This window comes from Prevotellamassilia timonensis (assembly GCF_900106785.1).
Taxonomy (GTDB): Bacteria; Bacteroidota; Bacteroidia; order Bacteroidales; family Bacteroidaceae; genus Alloprevotella; species Alloprevotella timonensis.
Genome location: NZ_LT629844.1, coordinates 652753 through 671597, shown reverse-complemented (window position 1 = coordinate 671597; position 18845 = coordinate 652753). Strand labels below are relative to the sequence as shown.

General features: G+C 48.6%; 19 protein-coding genes. 12 read left to right on the top strand and 7 right to left on the bottom strand.

Going from position 1 to position 18845, the window contains the following annotated elements:
* Nucleotides 1–165: 165 nt before the first annotated feature.
* Both BQ5453_RS08405 and BQ5453_RS08400 read left to right on the top strand, forming a co-directional pair.
* Entirely contained in the window at nt 166–894 is a 729-nt protein-coding gene (locus BQ5453_RS08405) for an inorganic diphosphatase (protein ID WP_071122846.1), read from the top strand.
* Nucleotides 882–1694, top strand: coding sequence for a tRNA threonylcarbamoyladenosine dehydratase (locus BQ5453_RS08400; protein WP_071122845.1), 813 nt, complete (start codon nt 882–884; stop codon nt 1692–1694). Before BQ5453_RS08405 ends, BQ5453_RS08400 begins: the two co-directional genes overlap by 13 nt.
* A 573-nt stretch (nt 1695–2267) precedes the next feature.
* On the opposite strand, the gene BQ5453_RS08395 is transcribed toward BQ5453_RS08400, so the two are convergent.
* The 3 genes from BQ5453_RS08395 to BQ5453_RS08385 form a co-directional block, all read right to left on the bottom strand.
* Complete coding sequence (locus BQ5453_RS08395; RefSeq protein WP_071122844.1) at nt 2268–2996, bottom strand: nitroreductase family protein; 729 nt, start codon at nt 2994–2996, stop codon at nt 2268–2270.
* Nucleotides 2997–3209: 213 nt separating this feature from the next.
* Nucleotides 3210–4559, bottom strand: coding sequence for a hypothetical protein (locus tag BQ5453_RS08390; protein WP_071122843.1), 1350 nt, complete (start codon nt 4557–4559; stop codon nt 3210–3212).
* A gap of 72 nt (nt 4560–4631) precedes the next feature.
* Nucleotides 4632–5126: a T9SS type A sorting domain-containing protein gene (locus BQ5453_RS08385; protein ID WP_071122842.1), complete on the bottom strand. Its 495-nt coding sequence runs from the start codon at nt 5124–5126 to the stop codon at nt 4632–4634.
* A 509-nt stretch (nt 5127–5635) separates the two neighbouring features.
* On the opposite strand from BQ5453_RS08385, the gene BQ5453_RS08380 reads away from it, so the two are divergent.
* Both BQ5453_RS08380 and BQ5453_RS08375 read left to right on the top strand, forming a co-directional pair.
* Nucleotides 5636–5944, top strand: a complete 309-nt coding sequence (locus BQ5453_RS08380) for a helix-turn-helix domain-containing protein (protein ID WP_071122841.1) — start codon at nt 5636–5638, stop codon at nt 5942–5944.
* A complete protein-coding gene (locus BQ5453_RS08375) occupies nt 5941–7434 on the top strand; it encodes a type II toxin-antitoxin system HipA family toxin (protein WP_071122840.1) in 1494 nt (497 codons plus the stop codon). Before BQ5453_RS08380 ends, BQ5453_RS08375 begins: the two co-directional genes overlap by 4 nt.
* Nucleotides 7435–7560: 126 nt before the next feature.
* Here the strand turns inward: BQ5453_RS08375 and BQ5453_RS08370 are convergent, their stop codons facing one another.
* The gene (locus BQ5453_RS08370; RefSeq protein WP_071122839.1) at nt 7561–8124 is read right to left on the bottom strand and encodes a DUF4738 domain-containing protein; all 564 of its coding nucleotides are present in this window, start codon (nt 8122–8124) and stop codon (nt 7561–7563) included.
* A gap of 57 nt (nt 8125–8181) precedes the next feature.
* On the opposite strand from BQ5453_RS08370, the gene BQ5453_RS08365 reads away from it, so the two are divergent.
* The 8 genes from BQ5453_RS08365 to BQ5453_RS08330 all read left to right on the top strand — a co-directional run bounded on the left by BQ5453_RS08365 (nt 8182) and on the right by BQ5453_RS08330 (nt 15433).
* Nucleotides 8182–9570 carry a clostripain-related cysteine peptidase gene (locus tag BQ5453_RS08365; RefSeq protein ID WP_071122838.1) on the top strand — a complete coding sequence of 463 codons (1389 nt, stop codon included), beginning with the start codon at nt 8182–8184 and terminating at the stop codon, nt 9568–9570.
* 121 nt (nt 9571–9691) lie between these two features.
* Nucleotides 9692–9967, top strand: coding sequence for a hypothetical protein (locus BQ5453_RS08360; RefSeq protein ID WP_022101812.1), 276 nt, complete (start codon nt 9692–9694; stop codon nt 9965–9967).
* 105 nt (nt 9968–10072) lie between these two features.
* Entirely contained in the window at nt 10073–10522 is a 450-nt protein-coding gene (locus BQ5453_RS08355) for an acyl-CoA thioesterase (RefSeq protein WP_022101813.1), read from the top strand.
* Between the two features lie 61 nt (nt 10523–10583).
* Nucleotides 10584–11630 (top strand): 3-dehydroquinate synthase, encoded by a 1047-nt coding sequence (gene aroB / locus BQ5453_RS08350; protein WP_071122837.1) that lies wholly within the window; start codon nt 10584–10586, stop codon nt 11628–11630.
* 183 nt (nt 11631–11813) lie between these two features.
* The gene (locus BQ5453_RS08345) at nt 11814–13013 is read left to right on the top strand and encodes an FMN-binding protein (protein WP_071122836.1); all 1200 of its coding nucleotides are present in this window, start codon (nt 11814–11816) and stop codon (nt 13011–13013) included.
* 64 nt (nt 13014–13077) lie between these two features.
* The gene (locus tag BQ5453_RS08340) at nt 13078–13722 is read left to right on the top strand and encodes a nitroreductase family protein (protein ID WP_071122835.1); all 645 of its coding nucleotides are present in this window, start codon (nt 13078–13080) and stop codon (nt 13720–13722) included.
* Between the two features lie 98 nt (nt 13723–13820).
* Nucleotides 13821–14756 carry a DMT family transporter gene (locus BQ5453_RS08335; RefSeq protein ID WP_083361169.1) on the top strand — a complete coding sequence of 312 codons (936 nt, stop codon included), beginning with the start codon at nt 13821–13823 and terminating at the stop codon, nt 14754–14756.
* Nucleotides 14757–14911: 155 nt separating this feature from the next.
* Nucleotides 14912–15433 (top strand): hypothetical protein, encoded by a 522-nt coding sequence (locus tag BQ5453_RS08330; RefSeq protein ID WP_071122834.1) that lies wholly within the window; start codon nt 14912–14914, stop codon nt 15431–15433.
* 288 nt (nt 15434–15721) lie between these two features.
* On the opposite strand, the gene BQ5453_RS08325 is transcribed toward BQ5453_RS08330, so the two are convergent.
* From BQ5453_RS08325 to ilvN, 3 genes are all read right to left on the bottom strand, one after another.
* The gene (locus tag BQ5453_RS08325; protein ID WP_143033341.1) at nt 15722–16114 is read right to left on the bottom strand and encodes a hypothetical protein; all 393 of its coding nucleotides are present in this window, start codon (nt 16112–16114) and stop codon (nt 15722–15724) included.
* A gap of 979 nt (nt 16115–17093) precedes the next feature.
* On the bottom strand, nt 17094–18137 hold the full coding sequence (gene ilvC, locus BQ5453_RS08320) for a ketol-acid reductoisomerase (protein WP_071122832.1): 1044 nt from the start codon (nt 18135–18137) through the stop codon (nt 17094–17096).
* Nucleotides 18138–18253: 116 nt separating this feature from the next.
* On the bottom strand, nt 18254–18832 hold the full coding sequence (ilvN, locus tag BQ5453_RS08315; RefSeq protein ID WP_071122831.1) for an acetolactate synthase small subunit: 579 nt from the start codon (nt 18830–18832) through the stop codon (nt 18254–18256).
* Nucleotides 18833–18845: the final 13 nt, after the last annotated feature.

Sequence of the window (18845 nt, the reverse complement as noted above, 5' to 3'; positions counted from 1 at the left end):
ACCATTCTAACTTTAACATAATAAAGTGTATAACATACTTACTTGTTAACCTGTCAACCAAGGATTATTACGAAGCAGACACGACCATGGCACCGCCCTCCTGAACGAAGAGGGGAATGCCATAGCCGTGTCTGCCGTTTTGTAGCTAAAAAAGATCATATTCACATGACGTTTAAGTCGCAAATTGACGCTTACCGCAAAGGTAAACCTGCACGAAAGTTGCGTGCTGTACTGTTCGACATGGACGGTGTGCTGTTCGACTCCATGCCCAATCATGCTGCCTCATGGGCCAAAGTATGCACGGAGTTCGGCCTTGACATGGAGCCTGAAGAGGCTTATATGCACGAGGGACGCACTGGTGCATCAACTATCAACATATTGGCTAACCGCTATTGGAAACGCGACGCCACGGCCGAGGAGATTGAACAGATATACAAGGAGAAGTGCCGTTTGTTCAACGCTTGTCCTGAAGCGCCCAAAATGCCTGGCGCACTGCAGGTGCTGCAAGAGGTAAAGGCCGCAGGACTGACCATTGTGGTTGTGACAGGCAGCGGACAAAAGTCGTTGCTCGACCGGCTTGACCATAACTACCCTGGATTTTTCACCCCCGAACTCATTGTGTCGAGCAAGGACGTGAAGCATGGCAAGCCTAACCCTGAGCCTTACCTTATGGGACTTGAAAAGGCTGGCGTTGGTGCTGACGAGGCCCTGGTGGTTGAGAATGCACCGCTCGGCGTGCGCGCTGGTGTGGCCGCTGGCATTTTTACTATTGCAGTAAATACTGGCCCTCTGCCCGAAAAGGTGCTGACAGACGAAGGTGCCAACGTGCTGTTCGACTCGATGACTGCATTGGCTCAAAACTTTAATACACTGAATACTGAATGGGAAGCATAGAGAAAGCTATATATAACCGCTCTGAACGTTTGCTTGGGGCCGACACAATGGATTTGCTGGCCGAAAAGCGCGTCATTATCTTTGGCGTGGGCGGCGTGGGTAGTTGGTGTGCCGAAAGTTTAGTGCGGTCAGGCATCAAACACCTGACCATTGTTGATTCGGACCGTGTGTGCATAACTAACGTGAACCGTCAGATCATGGCCACCATGAAGACGATTGGCATGGTGAAGGTTGAGGCTCTGAAAGAGCGTTTGCTCAGCATCAACCCAAAGGCTGACATCACGGCCATGCAAAAGATATACACGGAAAGCACTGCCAACGAATTTGGCATTGAGAACTATGACTACATTGTCGATGCGATTGACTCGTTACAGGACAAAGCGCTGCTTATTCTTAACGCCTGCCGCACGAAAGCGAAATTTTTCTCGTCGATGGGCGCTGCGCTGAAAATGGACCCAACCAAAGTGGCGGTGGCAGAATTTTGGAAAGTGAAGGGCTGCCCGTTAGGTGCCGCACTACGCCGCAAATTCAAGAAGCAGCATATTTTTCCTGCCCACAAGTTTAAGTGTGTGTACAGCGAGGAGTTGTTGCCCAACCTTGGACAGAGTCATGCCTGCGGCACAGCAGCATGTCTGTGTCCGAAAGCTGAAAACGGTCCCGGCGACCCAGACTTGCTTAACCATGAATGGTGCAGTTCGAAGGCTCAAATCAACGGAAGCCTTTCGCACATCACGGCCATATTTGGCTTTACTATTGCAGGACTGATTATGCAAGATGCCACAGCGAGCGGTGCTCGCTGATGGACGCGCGCCGCGGGAAAAATGCGCTGCTCATACACTAAATAAAGGCTCACAGACAGCGCTAATTACACGACTAGCTGTGAGCCTTTGCCTTGATTTTCCCGACGCGGGACGCGTCGCCCCCATTAGTGCTTGCGTTTCTTCAAGCACGAAAACGCTACCACTAAGCGCAACCACAAAACGCTACCACTAATGGGGGCGACGCGTCTCGCGTCGGGGAAAAAGCCATGTTCATACACTAAATATAAAGGCTCACAGACAGCGCTAATTACACGACTGGCTGTGAGCCTTTGCCTTGATTTCCGACGCGGGACGCGTCGCCCCCATTAGTGCTTGCGTTTCTTCAAGCACGAAAGCGCAAGCACTAAACGCAAGCACTAATGGGGGCGACGCGTCTCGCGTCGGGGAAAAAGCCATGTTCATACACTAAATATAAAGGCTCACAGACAGCGCTAATTACACGACTGGCTGTGAGCCTTTGCCCTGATTTCCGACGCGGGACGCGTCGCCCCCATTAGTGCTTGCGTTTGGTGCTTGAGTCCGTTCGTATGTTTACGTTTTACCGGACAATAATTAGCAAGCAAAGCCCTGTTTGCGCAAGGTGTCGAGCAATGTTTGGGACATGGCACGGCAATCGGCAGCAGTATAACGAATGTCGGTAAATATTTGCGCCAATGTTTCGGTGCCGTTTACTTGTACCAACTCTTTGTTTTCGGGTAAAGCCTCTTTTGCTGCGTAATCGCGGTTTATTGTATCGGGCGTAACAGGCTGATATGTTTCGTCGTGACGAATGGCGGTGAGCGGCAAGCGATCGCTTACCGGCGGATTTTCGTCGGGCCAGCCAAGCGTAATGGTAGCCACAGGCATTACCAAACGCGGCAGTTTGAGTACATCGACAATAAGTTGCGGCTGATAAATGGTTGTACCAAGAAAGCACAAGCCAAGACCTGCAGCCTCAGCCAAATCGCAAAAACGCTGACAATAGAGCAGTGCATCGGTTGCCGCATTTTGGTATGAAAGGAAGTTGTCGTAACCGGGGTGCCCCTTGCGCTGCAATCCCCATTGTGTTGTGCGGTTATAGTCGGCACAGAATGTGAGCACAACAGGAGCCTGCGTCACCATGGGCTGATTGAAATGTGCTGGTGCGAGTTTTTGCTTCATTTCGCTGCTGCGTGTCACCACCACCGAATACAACTGCAAGTTACCCATGGTTTGAGTATGTTCGGCCTCGGCAAGCAAGCTGTTGAGTAACGCATCATCTATATCACGTGTACTATATTTGCGTATTGAACGTCTTGTCATAATTTGTTTTGTTTGGGTTTGAACACAAAGGTAACGATATATTCCGATACATAGAGTGGCACGGGGCTGCTTTTTGTGTAAGATACAATCACTGCAACAATTCATATCCCCCACAACCTACCTAACAACGCAAACTGCCCGTCCATACTGTGTGAGAACAGCGGACGGGCAGTAAAACTTTATAAATACTACGCGGTGTATCGGAACGTTGAATTACTTCATGATGACACCAGTGCTTACCTTGCCAAACTTGGGCAAACGGCCAGCCTGAGGCATGGTTACGGTGAAGTTGTGACGCTGACGAGCTACAAAGCCTGTCTTGGCATTAGCCTTCATGGCAGGTGCAGCGGCCGGTGCAGTGGCAGAAGGAGTAGTGAAACGCTTAACGCAAACTGTACCCCACTCGCCATTGGCATTCTTGGCAGCAGCTACTGCTACAGCCTCGGTATTGGGATCGATCTGGAAATCGGTTGTTATAGGCTCATAGAAGAACCATTTAGCCACGGGCATGGGAGGATCCTGAGCTACGTAGCTGTTTGCACCTTCGGGATCGGCATCATATTGCTCAGCCTTGTACACATTGAAACGGTAAACGCTTGTCTGATCGTTGGGAGTGAAGGTGATAAACTGGCTGTACTTTTGCTCACCTTCCCAATCGGTCAACCTGTAATCGCCAAGAGCGATGTCAACCGAAGCTGCGCCCTGGCCACCCTTTGTCTGTGTGGTAATGGTGATGGTGTCGCAAGGTGTGAAGTTGTCGTTGGCGTCCCATGCCTGAACAAATACTTCGTATTCGGTACCGGGATCCATAGAGGTCCAAGAATCCTTTATAGGCTTCCAAGTTGTTTGACCTTCCTCCAATGTATGGTTAAAGCCCCAACCTTTCACCATTTCGCCAAAGTTTTTGTAACCAAACATGGGAGCGAACTGCTTGTACTGCTTCTGGATAGATCCTTTCTCGCCAGCAAGGAGTGCATAACCCTTGACGTCGGCATTGGCCAAAGTACCAATTGAGAACTCGCGCTGACCTATCACTGTGCTGTCGGCCACAGTCTCAACCTTGGGGTCGCCAACCAACACTGCAGGCAGTGTTTGGAAGTTGGCACGACTTACGCCACAGGGTGTGCCATATTGGTCGAGACCTACGGTGATAGCAGTATAGTCGGTAAGTGGTGTAGCACCAAAACTTGCCAACTCTACCTTGCCATTGGTAAAGTCCATTGAGTAAACAGTCTTGTTATTTTTGTCAACATAGGCAGCTGCTGCGGCATCGCTCAGCATGTCGGCAGTGGTTGTGGGCAGAATGTCGAGTTTGAAGTTCATACAGAAGTCGTTACGTGTTACGACAAACGTCACACTGTCGCGGTCAATGCCCTTGACCGTAATAGCTGCACTTGCTTCGCCATCAACTGTTGGGAAAGTGATTTGCTGTATGCGATCTACAGCAAAGGGGTGTGTGTTGCCTGCTGCATCGAAAATGACCATACGGTCGTTTGACAAAGTTTGTGCAAATGCACTACCGGCAAAGAGGGCCGAAAGAAGGGTGATGTATACTTTTTTCATAGACTGATTATACTTTTTATACCTGTGCGCCGCTACATGTGTGCGGTGACACTTGGGTGAATGTGTTTTTAGTTACTTGCTGAACTTGAATGTTTGGTTGCCTACCTTTGCAATATAGACGCCCGGAGTGAGTGTGGCAATATTGATGTCACCTCCACGCCATGTGCCATAATTCTGTATGGTCTGGCCTGTAGCAGCCACAATAGTCAAACGGGTGGCCGGGCCCGAATAGCCCTTTACACGCAGTGTGTTGCCCATTACCACGGCACGCAACTTTGCTGCAGGACTTGCTACTACGGATTTGACGGCTGTGGGATCGTCGACAAAGGTGATTTTTTCGATACCCTTCAGGTCGATGGCCTTGAGAGTGGTTGTAGTTTCGCCTTCATCGGCCCCAAAACTGATTTGGCCATTGAGGAAAGTGGCAGCCGAAATCTTGCTCAATGCGCAAGACCAGTTATCGGCACGGTCCTGCATTTCCACTACCATCAGTTTTTGTGCTTGTGCACTACCACCGAAGGCCATGGCGCACAGGGCGACTCCTAACCATTTGTGTGTTTTTTTCATAAACAAATAGGTGTTATGTTAGGTTGATAATTCTAAGATACAAGTAAAACAAATGACGACATACGCTGTGTGTTAGGTATATGGCGCGTTATTTTAGTTGTGTAATCTTGTTTCGCTGACAAAAGTAGACATATTTCTCTAAACAGCAAACATTTTGTTATATTATTTCTATATAAAATTACTTTTCGTGCACAAAACAAGCATATCCTACAATGAATGAGTGTCGATATGTTAGTAATACCCGTTGGCGGAATTTCAGTTAACAGGTTAACTAATCAACTTGTTTACTAATTCCGCCAACACGTATACATCACCTTCTGCGCCATCACATAGCGCAAAAAAGTGATGAAGTATGGAAATACTTGACAAAACTACCTGTTAACTTCATGGTAGTTGATAGATATTGAAAAAAAATGAGTATTTTTGCATTCATAAGTATAAGCAGAATATAATATAACCTCATATTATTCATCTAACTTATATTGCAGTGTAAATTAAAGCAACGAATCATGATTGATTATTACGAGTATTCTATACCGGAATTGGTAAAACTTCTTGGTGCAAGATTCAAGGATTACCGTCTGCGTAGCAATATGACGCAGAAAGAGGTATCTGAACAATCGGGTATTACAATCACTACCATTCATAAGTTTGAGAATGGTACATCGGGCAATGTATCGCTCGGCACCTTCCTTTTGCTGCTGAAGGCAATCGGTCTGATAGATGCGCTTGACGAACTGATGCCGGATTTACCGCCATCTGCATACCTTGTGAAGAAAGAAAAGAAAGTTCAACGAATTAGACATAAGAAATCATGATAGCAAGTTCTTTGAAAATAATGCTTTGGGACAAGGAAATCGGCCGCTTGTCCTGGGATGCAAGGAGAGGCATTTCGTTTTTCGAGTATAATCCAGCTTTCCTTGGTGGAGGACTTGATCCGTTCCCACTTGTGGCTTCTGTCAAGTCACCTGCTAGCCGACGTCCCATCATGGGTGACAAGGAAACTAAGCTTTACCGCAAACTGCCTCCTTTTCTTGCAGACTCTTTGCCTGACGCTTGGGGTGACCAGGTGTTTGAGTGCTGGCGCATACAGAAAGGCATTCGCAATCAGGAGATTACTCCGCTTGAAATTCTGTCGTTTATAGGTAAGCGAGGTATGGGAGCTTTGGAGTTTATCCCCGAATCATCAGGCATCAGAAAGTCGGAAAAGCTGAATATGAAAGCATTGACAGATTTGGCCCAGAGAATATTCGTTGAGCGTGAGAATGTAAGACTTATGCCTGACGAATCGCTGACCATGCAGTCGCTGATAGCTGTCGGAACATCAGCAGGCGGTCGCCAACCTAAGGCAATCATAGCGATAAATCCGAAAACGGGAGAAATAAGAAGCGGACAGATTGCCGGTCACAAGGGCTTTGATTATTGCATACTGAAGTTTGGCGATGCTGAACGCTCGTCAGCAGAATTGGAAATGGCTTACTATAAAATGGCTATGGCTGCAGGTATAAACATGATGCCTTGCAGGATTATAGAGGTGGAAGGTCAGAAGCATTTCATTACACATCGTTTTGATCGTGATGAAGAACGCAAATTGCACATGCAGACATTGGCAGCTCTATATCCTGATGCCGACAGCTACGAAAAGTTGATGATGGTTTGTCGCAAGATGCGCCTGCCAGAAAGCACCCAGGAGGAAGTCTTTCGCAGAATGGTATTCAATATTCTTGCCAACAATACTGATGATCACAACAAGAACTTCTCGTTCCTGATGGACGAAAGCGGCTATTGGCAACTTTCTCCGGCATACGATATGACTTATATCTTCAATGTCGGTGGTTTTCTTCCTGAGAAGATGCATTGTCTGATGATGCGGGGTAAACTTCAAGGTCAGACTCTTGAAGATACTTTGGCTCTTGGCAAGGATAACGGTATCAGAAAGGCAAAAACCATCATTGATGAGGTTGCTTCTGCCATTCGCCAATTCAGACACTTTGCAGAAGAATGCGAAGTTAGTCAGCGTTGGATAGGTGCTGTAGAAACCACCCTTAACAATCATCTCGCAGAGTGGAGATTGTTAGAACAAAGAAAGAATGTTTCGTTCAGAATTGGTGATACTATTTTTGAGAATGTGCGTGTAGAAAAGGCGTACAAAGGTAACTATCACCTTTTATGTGAAGTGGAAGGAAAAGAACGCAAATTCGTGATTACCAGCAAGAAAGAAGAATACACCTTTATTGATAAAGTAGGTATTGACAATTTAACTAATGAACAGTTGTGTTCGTTGGTCGAAACCTTCTTTGTAAGGTAACAATCTTCGGATATTAAACCGCAAACAGCCCTTGGCATCACTGCCAAGGGCTGTTTGCGGTTTAGGTTAGCAGGTGGCATTTTCACACTGAAAGCACCTGCCTATGTTTGTTCGCTTTATTCTGCCCTACTCTACGCCATCATCGCCCGTAGTGTCTTGGTTGGTATCGCGCACAATGCTTGAGGCACTGCCATCGAGGGGGATTTCGACACAGAAGGCCGGGCCCTCTTCAATGCCAACCTGGCCAACTTGTGCACCAAGGCGTATGGCATGCCCGTCACTTTTGGCACTGTCGTATGCCATGCCAAGCAAAATGGTGCCCTGTGTTTCGGACTTTGTTGTCAGGAACGAGGCAAAAGCCTCTTTGGTGTATGACTTTGAGAAGAATGGCTGGCCGTTGCAAGTAATGGTTACCTCAACGCGGTTGTCGTAGAAACTCTTTCCCAAATCGTCTGTTACGGTGGGAAGTGATTTGTCGGCAGCACGTTTGATGGTGATAACAAAGTCCTTTCCACCTAACTTGGCATTGTACGAATTTTCTTGCGACGGATCGGCATAAGGCGCATTGCTGTTGGTGGCAGTTTGCACGGTATCCTGCTTTGAATCGGCATCAGATGTTTTTTGGCCTCCACAAGCAGGGAGCAATGTGAGCATGCCTGCCGCACAAGCCATTATCAGTATCTTTTTCATTGATAGTATTTGTTTTGTAGGAGCAAAATAACAAAACTTTATGCACAAAAGCAAGAAATGAGAAGAAAGAAGTACGACAGACGCAAAGTTTTTCCTTACTTTTCTTTACTTTTGCACGTAAATCACAGCATAAAGCACACACAAGTGAAGTTGCACATTTCATCATCATACGTCAAAGTCTGCCTTTGCACACTGCCGCTGTTACCCATTGTGACAGCGTGCCATGACAATGCCACTAACGATGAGCCCGACAAGGCGCCCGTGCGCCGCACTGTGCTGATATATATGGCTGCACAGAATTCGCTGCATAAAAACGCACAAAGCGACTCGGCGGAGATTATGAACGGCCGTCAATACATTGCCGACAACGACCGGTTGCTCATGTTTGTTGATGACGAAAGAGCCCCGCGCCTTTACCGCGTGACACGGCGCTGCAAGGAGCCCGTGCTGCTGAAGCGATGGGATAAGGACATTTGCTCTACCGACCCGGAACAACTGCGTGAAGTGCTCTCGATGGTGCGACACGACTATGAAGCCCAGGAATATGGGTTGGTTATGTGGTCACATGCCACGGGCTGGGTGCCATCAACCAATAGCAACTATAATGTATATAATGTGTGCAGTGCCAAGCGCCCATCGGCATTTGGCATTGACGACGGGCCAGGAGTTGTTAACGACCATGGCGCGCAAATGGACATTGACGATATGGCGCGAGCCATGCAGCAAGCCGGCTGGCATAGCAAATACATACTGTTTGACGCCTGCTTGATGCAGAACGTGGAAGTAGCGTACGCCCTGCGGCAAGTGACTGACTATGTGGTGGCCTCGCCCATGTCGATACCATCGGCTGGGGCTTATTACACACATCAGTTACAAAACGGCTTGTTTGCCAACGACCCGGGCACTATTGCCCGCACCTACTACGAGGACGTGTCGAACCCCCAAATGGCCAACACCATGTTTGCCGGCATGGGCATAGCCATATCTTGCGTGCGAACCGACTTGCTGCAACCTTTGGCTGATGCGCTCAAAACGGTGTGGGCACGGTATGACGCACGCAACAGGCTAAGCAATAACTGGCCTGACATGACAGGTGTGCTGCCATATCAAGCCTACTCAGCCATCTACTACTACCGGCCACATAATTATGACGCGCAACAGGTGTTGCAACGAATTCTGCCAAAGGAAGACTTTCAGACTATTCAACCTTTGCTGGCCAAAGTTGTGGTGTGCCACTATGCCACGAACCGCATTTATGTGGGGCCAGGCTACAACACTTTTCAAAGCATGCCGCGCGATGCCTCAAACTATTGTTGCATGAGCATGTTTGTGCCACAACAAGTGTACGAGGCAAATGCCAGCTCTTGCTCCTATGGCAATCTGAATGCAGCCTTTGGCCAAACGGCATGGTACAAGGCTTGTGGCATGAGCAACCTGGGCTGGTAAGCCACACAACGATTTTCCGTAATAACTCAAGTTTCGGATTTAGACGGGTATGGCCTTGCACGATGATTCAGGCCGTGCGAACCTAAATCCGAAACTTCAGTAATAATATTTATATCACCACATGATGCTAAACGAGACTGAAGACTTTGTCGAAGCTATGGAACAGTTTGTTAAGGCGGAACTGCGTGCAAGCATGGAACCCGCCGACTACAACAACGAGGCCATCGAGATTATTGATGCCCGCAATCATCTGTTTCGGAATGTGGGACGGCAAACTACCGACGAGGAGTTGAACATTTATGCCATTCGCGACTTATGTTGCGTGGACGAGGCAACAATGGAAACCATACCCAACCGTATGAAATTCAAGGCGATTGCCAAAGGTTACTTTGGATAACGGGGTAACAGGTTTACGGAATTGACGATTGGACATGAGTAGATACTCAATGTGGAAACGGCACCTGCTGTTTACGTAAATTATCTTTGAACACCAACTTTTTATATGGAAAACTTACAAACCGCGCAGACAAGTGATGAGGTTTACCACCACAGTCTGCCTATACAAATACGCTTTAACGACGTGGACCGCTATGGGCATGTTAACAACAATGCCTACTTTGCATACTACGACCTTGGCAAAGAAGAGTACCTGCGCAATGTGCTAAAGGTAGATTACCGACGGGCCGATGTGGTTCCGGTCATCGCCAACATCAATGCCGACTTTATATTGCCCATTTTTTATGGCGACAACATCGTAATTGAGACGCGTGTGTCGCACATCGGACATAAAAGCTTTACGCTCAAACAGCGGGCCATCAATCAAAAGACGGGACTCGAGGTGTGCCAATGTAGCACCGTGATGGTGTGTTTCAACCTCAAAACTCAACAGTCGGCCGAACTACCCGAACCCTACCGCAAGGCCTTTGAAGCCTACGAAAACAGTAGCAAGTAGGTGTTCGCCAACTCGTATCAACTAATTTCGAGCACCTGCTTTCTTAAATAGTTTACGTATCATGCAACAAATCATATTTTCAAAAGACATTACCACCGAACTTGACCGCCTTTGCAGCGAGAGTGGTGCAGACCGCATATTTTTACTCACCGACCAAACGACAGAAGAACTTTGCCGTCCGTTGGTACAAAGCTGCAAGGCCGTAGTTGGCGCACAAGGCATTGTGATTGGAGCTACCGATGTGTACAAGACACTCGACACCTTGGCCTCGGTGTGGAAGGCGCTTAGCGATGGCAAAGCCTCACGCCGTTCACTGTTGATAAATCTTGGCGGCGGCATGGTGACAGACCTTGGCGGTTTTGCCGCAGCCACGTTCAAACGCGGTATCGACTTTATCAACATTCCTACTACCCTGCTGTCGATGGTTGACGCGGCCGTAGGTGGCAAGACTGGCATAAACTTTAATGGATTAAAGAACGAAATCGGTGCGTTTCAAGAAAGTCGTGCCGTTATTATCGACACCGAATTTCTGCGCACACTTGACGAGCAAAATCTGCGTTCGGGCTATGCCGAAATGCTGAAACACGCCTTGCTCGAAAACGAGGCTATGTGGAGCGACCACCTGAAGTTTGACCTTGACGCACCCGACTATGCCCATCTGCAGCAACTTGTTGAACAAAGCATTCGATGCAAGGAACGTATCGTGACGGAAGACCCACACGAGCATGGCATACGCAAGGCGCTCAATTTGGGACACACCGTAGGTCACGCCTTTGAAAGTTTTGCCCTTGAACAGGAGCGCCCCATTCTGCATGGCTATGCCGTGGCCTATGGCCTGCTGTGCGAACTGTTCCTCAGCGCAGCACATACAGGTTTTCCCACACAACAAATGCGCCAAACGGTGCAGTTCATACGTCAAAACTATGGTATGTTTGCCTTTACATGCGACGATTACGAGCATCTATACAACTTGATGTTGCACGACAAGAAGAATGTGAACGGGGTTATCAACTTCACCCTGATGGGCGGCATTGGAGACATCAAACTCAACCAACACCTTACAAAGGAGGACGTATTTGAGAGTTTCGACTTTATGCGCGAAGGATAACTGAGCCTCGACGTTACAAGTTGACAGGTTAACAGGTTAGGTTGACGGGTTGACAGGCAAGTATGCTTTGTGTGATTCACTATGCTAAATACAGGAATACAAAGAAATTGAAGCCCTAACGAACTTCCCCGTCAACCCGCCAACCTATGACATTTATGCGTAAGAATTAAAAGGTCTGCGATTATGAATATCAAACACTTTATGCCCTACATCATAAAACATCTCGAACACGTGGTGTCGCTGCTCGTTGTCTTTTTGATGCTTGTGGCGACCGCACTATGGTCTGGCAAACTATTTGGTCACGACATTGGCAGCAATGCCAGCCCCGGTAACAATGCTAAGGCCACCTTGGTGCGCCCCGACAACGAACAGATGCGCACATTGGGACTGCCGGCCAACAATGATTGCGAACTGACCCAACGTGACAGCGCCTCGTGGACGGTTACCGCCCACGATGGCACCGACCTCGGCGTTGTGGTGAGCACTGCGCCATACGCACGCCACATAAAGGGCTTTGCCGGCACCACCCCACTCTATCTATACATCAACACTCAGGGACATATTTCGCAGATTGCTGCTGCCGAAAATGCCGAAACACCCGATTTTTTCAAACGCGCCTTTGAAGGCACTGCCCCTCAATGGACGAGGAAATCTGTGGTCGAGGCGTCACACGCCAATGTTGATGCCGTAAGCGGTGCCACCTATTCGAGCAAGGCCATCATAGCCAATGTGCAAAACACCCTGGCGGCACGCAGTAGGGCTGAGAGCGCGGCAGCCCCCATACCGGCTATTGGCTGGGCACGCACCATTATTGTGGCCATGGTGCTGCTCACAGGCATACTTATCACCTTTAAGTGGCGCGGACACAAATGGCTGCGCATGGTGCAGCTGCTGCTCAACGTAGGCGTATTGGGCTTTTGGTGCGGGCAATTTCTGTCACTATCATTGCTTCGCGGTTGGGTGGCTAACGGACTTGACCCTGTAACCAGCCTGCCAACAGTGCTGGTGCTGGGAGTGGCTGTAATCATGCCATTCATTAAACGGCCGCACCACTACTGCTCATGGGTATGCCCCTACGGCAGTCTGCAAGAGTTGGCAGGCCGACTGCCTTTCCCAAAAGTGCATTGCTCGCCCAAAGTGTATAAAACAATGAGCCGCATACGCATCACCGTTTTTGCCATCATCATGCTGCTGCTCTGGACTGCGTTTTGGGACATTCAGGTGCTCAATTACGAACCATTCAGCGCATTCATGGTAAATTCTGCCGCGCCAATAGTCATGGTGCTCGCCTGCGTGTTTGTAGTAGCAAGTTGCTTTGTGCCAAACGTGTGGTGCAAATGTCTGTGTCCCATGGGACAATTACTCAACCTGTCCGAAAAATAGCTGCTGCACACACCTGCGGTGCAATGCGATATTAAACATAAAGAACCCTCTCAATTTCCTTACAATGAACGACGCATTGAAATACAAAATTGTATCACTTGTACTGGCCATAGGTCTGCTGGCATCACTGATACATCTTGTGGTCTCACAAAAACAGGCCACTCAACCTGAGCACAAACGAGCGGCAGAGATTGTCATGCAAAACATTCTTTCGCGCAAAAGTGTGCGCTCATACACCAATCGCCCTGTCAGCCGTGCACAACTTGACACCCTTGTGCGCGCTGCAATGGCAGCTCCCACAGGCATGGACACCCGTCCATGGAAATTTGTTGTAATCGACGACAAAAACGCCATGCAACAACTTGCAGCCAAACTACCACGTGCCAAAATGCTGGCTGAAGCACAAGCTGCCATTGCCGTGTGCGGCGACATGAGTGTGCTGAGTAAGGACGGAAAGCCCTCGCGCAACTGGATGCTCGACTGCTCGGCAGCTACCGAGAATTTGCTGTTGCAAGCCGAAGCCATGGGCCTCGGAGCTGTGTGGACAGCAGGTTACCCCTACCCCGACCGCATGGAGGCCATCAAATCGGCCCTTTCGCTGCCCGATCACATCATTCCGCTAAACCTCATACCCATTGGCTACCCTAAAGGTGACCCACAACCCAAAGACAAATATAATAAGGACAATATTCATTACAACAAATGGTGAACACCTGGCGGGCAAGCTGACACAACCATCTCCTTGCTGACAGCCCGCCAATCTGCCACACTATTTCCTGAAAAGAACGCATCAACACCAACCTTTCTATGACATCTACATCTGAAAACAAACAACCACAACCAGCACAAGAAAGCACCTCAAACAAGGGTGTGACAATCGGCTTTTTATTAGGCCTGCTTGCAGCCGTGTGCTATGGTTTTATTCCCTTCTTTACGCTCCCCATCAAGAGTGGCGCAAAGGCCGATTTCATGGCCGACCCTACAATCTTGTTCTACCGCTTTGGCTTTGCCAGCCTCATCGTAGCAGCCATCATGCTGATGCAGCGCAAAAGTTTCAAAGTAAGCCGCGGCGAACTGGTCACACTCATTTACCTTTCGTTCATCAGCGATGGCTCGGCACTCTTCTTGATTGATGGTTACAATTACATGTCGAGCGGCGTGGCTACCACGCTTCACTTTATGTACCCCGTTGTCACCGCCATCATCATGATGGCCTTCTACAACGAGGCCCGCCGTTTCAGCACCATATTTGCCGTTATCATGGCAGTTGTAGGTGTTGGCATACTGTCGTGGGACCCCACGGGCAATACGTCAATACAAGGCGTTATCATCGTGCTTATTTCGGCCGTGTGCTATGCGCTCTACATCATTCGCGTCAACCGCTCACGCGCAGCCACCATGGACGGCACGAAACTGGTATTCTACGTCATGTTTATCGGTGCCATCATATTTGGTGCCGAAGCTTTACGACAGGGCAATTTCAAGCCCATCACCACAACCTCGCAATTCACCCACCTTGCCGCCCTCGCCATTATTTGTACTTTCGTCACCAACACCTGCCTGGTGTTCAGCGTCAAGCGCATTGGCAGCACCATGGTGGCCGTGCTTGGCGCACTCGAACCGCTGACAGCCGTTGTGATAGGTTGCACCGTGTTTGGCGAGCCCATCACTTGGCAGGTTCTTGCTGGCATCGCACTCATTATTCCTGCCGTGCTGGTGATTATATGGACCCGACGCAGATAATCAAAATCCCGTACAAACAACACCCAGTTAACGGGTTAACAAGTAAGTATGCTATCTCATTATGCTAAAGTTTTAATGGTGAGAAGCTTAAAAAGCTTGGCAGACTTGCCTGTTAACCCGTCAACTTGTTTACTAATTCCGTCAACGCATCTATTATGGAAGAAAAAATAAGACAAGACCTTTACCAATACTTGCTAAGCCGTGGCAAAATAGATGAGCGCATGCCCGAATGCCCCGATTTGGAAGACAAGTGGCCCGAACTGGCACAAGCCTATTTGCCCGACGGCATACGTGAGTTCAATGCCTACCCCACCGTGTCATTGGGTTGGGTGATGTTTATCGGCATGGCGATGGCCACCTATTGGGACAAAGATTGGGAACGCTATGGTCAGACGCCCAACATATACGAGCAAATGCGCAACCAACGCGGTTTTGATTGCTTGGACGAATACATTCTCGAGGACGTGCTGCACATGAAGGGCGATGGCCTCAAGCAGCTTAACGACCTTGTGGCTGAGTGTGCCTCGCGCACTAACAACGCGCTCATTCATGCCCACCTTGAGCCAGGTACACCCGAAGCCTTCAAAGCCTATGTGGCTTGCTTGCACCAACTATACCTGATGGGCATGGCGGTACAGCTCAAACGCTTGGGCTACCACATGGAACTGACGGACTAAAAACGTGCAGGGCACACACCCCTATAACCGTCACCTCATGCCTGTTGTCTGTGGGTGCAAACTCAAAAACACTCCCGCAAGGTTGGGTGTTCAAAATAGACTTTTTAGAGAGAACGTTTTGGGAAAAGTTGCCTGAAACGCACTGCAAAAACGCAAGCACTAATGGAGGCGACGCGTCCCGAGGCTGCTGAAAAATGCCCGACGCGAGACGCGTCGCCCCCATTAGAGCGCAATTTCCTGGCATAACAGTTCTTCCCATGGCTTCAAATATGCTTTTTAACCTGTCAGTCAGATAGGAAACGCAAGCACTAATGGGGGCGACGCGTCCCGCGTCGGGGCATTTTTCAGCAGCTTCAAATACGGTTTGCTCACGGACACAAGCCCTTTGTCCGCCGGGTCGTACCGTTGCACTTCGGGCGTGCGGTCAAGCACATTATAGCGTATGTCGTACAGTTCGTCCATCAGGGTAATGGTTTGCTCCGTCAGACCACAGTTCATAGTGTTGCCAGTTGTTTGCGGTACGCAGTCAGTGTCGTTGCCCATGCTTTTTTGCGGCTGGGGTGTTTCAGCGTTTTTAGTTTGTGGTTCCGGGTTATGCGCGATAGCGTCGATCAATTTGTCAACACCACGTTTCACAATGGCATCGGCATAGCGCAGCATTCTGTTAAGCATTCGTTTCATGATCATACAATTTGGTTTGATATAAAAGTAAAGTGCTGCAAAGGTAACACCAAGACATTGCACCCATCAAAAAAAGTGTACAATTTGTACACAAATATTTGCTCCCTCCCCGTCATTCCTCTTGTAAAAGAGTGCGTGTGTTTTTACTGCCATCTTACACTTTTTGTGCGTAACAAGTTGATATACAGAGATTTCAAGAGTGTAAGATGATTTCAAAGTATCTTACACTCTCCTGCATACATCTTACACATCACACCCCGCTGCTACGCAGTCGGTTTTGTCGTATGCGGTGGGTTATACGCCATAGGGACGTAGATAAATCTGTCGGAGCAACAGACTTTCCTACTCCCCTATACCATGATATCGTCCTCCCGTGCTTGTGTCGTGTGGCAGTGTGTGGGTTGTGTAGGTTGCGTGTAGGTAAAATTTGCAGCATCTTACACTAAGTAAAGTATTGACAATCAATGAGTTGCAGTATGTTAGTGTAAGATGTAAGATACTCGGTATGTAAAGTTTTTGTAGTATAGTAAAGGTCCCGCTACCACTAAACGCAAGCACTAAACGCTAACACAAAACTCAAGCACTAATGGGGGCGACGCGTCCCGCGTCGGGCATAAAAGCAAAGGCTAATACACTAAACACAAAGGTTAAACACTAATTACATGTCTGCCTGTGAACCTTTGCTTTTATGCCCGCGGGATGCGTCGCCCCCATTAGTGCTTGCGTTTTGTGCTTGCGCTCAGTGGTAGCGTTTTGTGCTTGCGTTTTTGCAGACTTTGTCAATGCGTCACCCAATCAAATAACGCATTGACGAAGTATGGAAAGAGCACTTAGGCTGAATAAGTTTTCCACTTTTTACAAAGTACAAAACTCCCCGCTGCCTGACCTTGCTTAACAAGATCGCACAACGGGGAGTTTTACTTTAAGTTGATATATACTGTATGGCCCTATTTAGCCAACGTACAGCATATAGAGATTTTTAGTTATTCTCAGGACGGAGTTTGCGCACGGTTTCACCAGCACGCCACATTTCGCTTTCGTGGAGTGCCTTGAGTTCCTGTTCAAGTCCTGCACGGTAATCGGGCTTAGAGTTGGCGTCGATTGAAATTTGAGCTTCGTTGCCACTTGCCACGCTCTGGTAGAGTTTTTCCATCACAGGCTTGATGGCATCGTGGAAGGGAGTCATCCAATCCAAGGCACCACGCTGGGCCGTTGTTGAGCAGTTGGCATACATCCAGTCCATACCATTCTTGCCCACCATGGGGAGAAGTGACTGGGTGAACTCTTCGATAGTCTCGTTAAAAGCCTCAGAGGGGGTGTGTCCGTGTTCGCGGAGAGTTTCGTATTGAGCCAAGAAAAGTCCCTGGATAGCACCCATCAAAGAGCCACGCTCACCAGTAAGGTCGCTGGTAGCCTCGCGCTTGAAGTCGGTCTTGAACATGTAGCCCGAACCTATGCCCACACCAAAGGCAAGCACTTTTTCGGTAGCATGGCCCGAAGCGTCCTGATATACAGCGTATGATGAGTTAAGACCACGACCCTCGAGGAACATGGTGCGGAGCGATGTGCCCGAACCCTTAGGAGCTACCATGATGACATCAATGTCTGCGGAAGGCACTACACCGGTGCGGTCGTTCCAGGTGATGGCAAAACCATGTGAGAAGTAGAGTGTCTTGCCCGGAGTGAGGTGCTTCTTGATAGAAGGCCAAAGCTGCATCTGTGCGGCATCTGAAAGCAACATGCAAACGATTGTACCCTTTTCGGCAGCCTCCTCAAGCGAGAAGAGTGTTTCGCCTGGCACCCAACCATCGGCCACAGCCTTTTCGTATGTCTTGCCTTGACGCTGGCCTACAATCACGTTGAAACCATTATCGCGCAGGTTGCAAGCCTGACCAGGACCTTGTACACCATAGCCGAGCACGGCAATGGTCTCGTTTTTCAATACTTCACGTGCCTTTTCCAAGGGAAACTCTTCGCGGGTGATTACTTCTTCTACAACTCCGCCAAAATTCAATTGTGCCATAATATTTAAGTTTTTGTGTAGGTTGCGGCAACCGTTTGCACAATCAGCTGCACATTACCTATAAGGTTATAATATAAATGTCTATAAATCAAATATCTATCGTGCTAATAGCCTCGTCAGAAAACCGTATTGGCTTGTTGCGCACGTTTCTCCTCCTCACGCAGTTCGAGGAATTCGTTAAGTTCCTCGCGGCGGCTCTTGGTTACAGCCACCACGCCCGAACTTACATACTGCAATATGCAGCCATATCCCTTCAGTTTGTGATAGAGTTCGAGAGTTTCCTCAGGCAGCCCCTCTTTCGACACGATGGCATAGGTTGAGTTTACCTCCACTATTTTGCCATCATACTGGCGAATGGCCTTTGATATGTTGCGGTTTTCAATCAAACGCGCCGTGGCTATTTTGTAAAGGGCCTGATCCATCACATATATTTCGTCGTTTGTGAAATACTGCGCCTGGATTACGTCGATTTTCTTTTCAAGCTGCTTTACCAATGTCTGCACCGTGTGCTCGTCGGTATAGCAAGTTATCGTGTAGCGGTGCACATGTTCAATGCCCGACGCCGACACATTAAGACTTTCAATATTGAGTTGTCGGCGTGTGAACACATTGGTCACGAGGTTCAGCACACCGGCCAAATTTTCAGAGAACACGATAATCGTGTAAAGCGTAGTGTCCTTTTTATCTTCGTTCATACAATAAGTAGGT

Coding starts and splice junctions, on each gene's coding strand:
- BQ5453_RS08405 (WP_071122846.1), top strand. CDS start 166: ATGACGTTTAAGTCGCAAATTGACGCTTACCGCAAAGGTAAACCTGCA.
- BQ5453_RS08400 (WP_071122845.1), top strand. CDS start 882: ATGGGAAGCATAGAGAAAGCTATATATAACCGCTCTGAACGTTTGCTT.
- BQ5453_RS08395 (WP_071122844.1), bottom strand. CDS start 2,996: ATGACAAGACGTTCAATACGCAAATATAGTACACGTGATATAGATGAT.
- BQ5453_RS08390 (WP_071122843.1), bottom strand. CDS start 4,559: ATGAAAAAAGTATACATCACCCTTCTTTCGGCCCTCTTTGCCGGTAGT.
- BQ5453_RS08385 (WP_071122842.1), bottom strand. CDS start 5,126: ATGAAAAAAACACACAAATGGTTAGGAGTCGCCCTGTGCGCCATGGCC.
- BQ5453_RS08380 (WP_071122841.1), top strand. CDS start 5,636: ATGATTGATTATTACGAGTATTCTATACCGGAATTGGTAAAACTTCTT.
- BQ5453_RS08375 (WP_071122840.1), top strand. CDS start 5,941: ATGATAGCAAGTTCTTTGAAAATAATGCTTTGGGACAAGGAAATCGGC.
- BQ5453_RS08370 (WP_071122839.1), bottom strand. CDS start 8,124: ATGAAAAAGATACTGATAATGGCTTGTGCGGCAGGCATGCTCACATTG.
- BQ5453_RS08365 (WP_071122838.1), top strand. CDS start 8,182: ATGAGAAGAAAGAAGTACGACAGACGCAAAGTTTTTCCTTACTTTTCT.
- BQ5453_RS08360 (WP_022101812.1), top strand. CDS start 9,692: ATGATGCTAAACGAGACTGAAGACTTTGTCGAAGCTATGGAACAGTTT.
- BQ5453_RS08355 (WP_022101813.1), top strand. CDS start 10,073: ATGGAAAACTTACAAACCGCGCAGACAAGTGATGAGGTTTACCACCAC.
- aroB (WP_071122837.1), top strand. CDS start 10,584: ATGCAACAAATCATATTTTCAAAAGACATTACCACCGAACTTGACCGC.
- BQ5453_RS08345 (WP_071122836.1), top strand. CDS start 11,814: ATGAATATCAAACACTTTATGCCCTACATCATAAAACATCTCGAACAC.
- BQ5453_RS08340 (WP_071122835.1), top strand. CDS start 13,078: ATGAACGACGCATTGAAATACAAAATTGTATCACTTGTACTGGCCATA.
- BQ5453_RS08335 (WP_083361169.1), top strand. CDS start 13,821: ATGACATCTACATCTGAAAACAAACAACCACAACCAGCACAAGAAAGC.
- BQ5453_RS08330 (WP_071122834.1), top strand. CDS start 14,912: ATGGAAGAAAAAATAAGACAAGACCTTTACCAATACTTGCTAAGCCGT.
- BQ5453_RS08325 (WP_143033341.1), bottom strand. CDS start 16,114: ATGAAACGAATGCTTAACAGAATGCTGCGCTATGCCGATGCCATTGTG.
- ilvC (WP_071122832.1), bottom strand. CDS start 18,137: ATGGCACAATTGAATTTTGGCGGAGTTGTAGAAGAAGTAATCACCCGC.
- ilvN (WP_071122831.1), bottom strand. CDS start 18,832: ATGAACGAAGATAAAAAGGACACTACGCTTTACACGATTATCGTGTTC.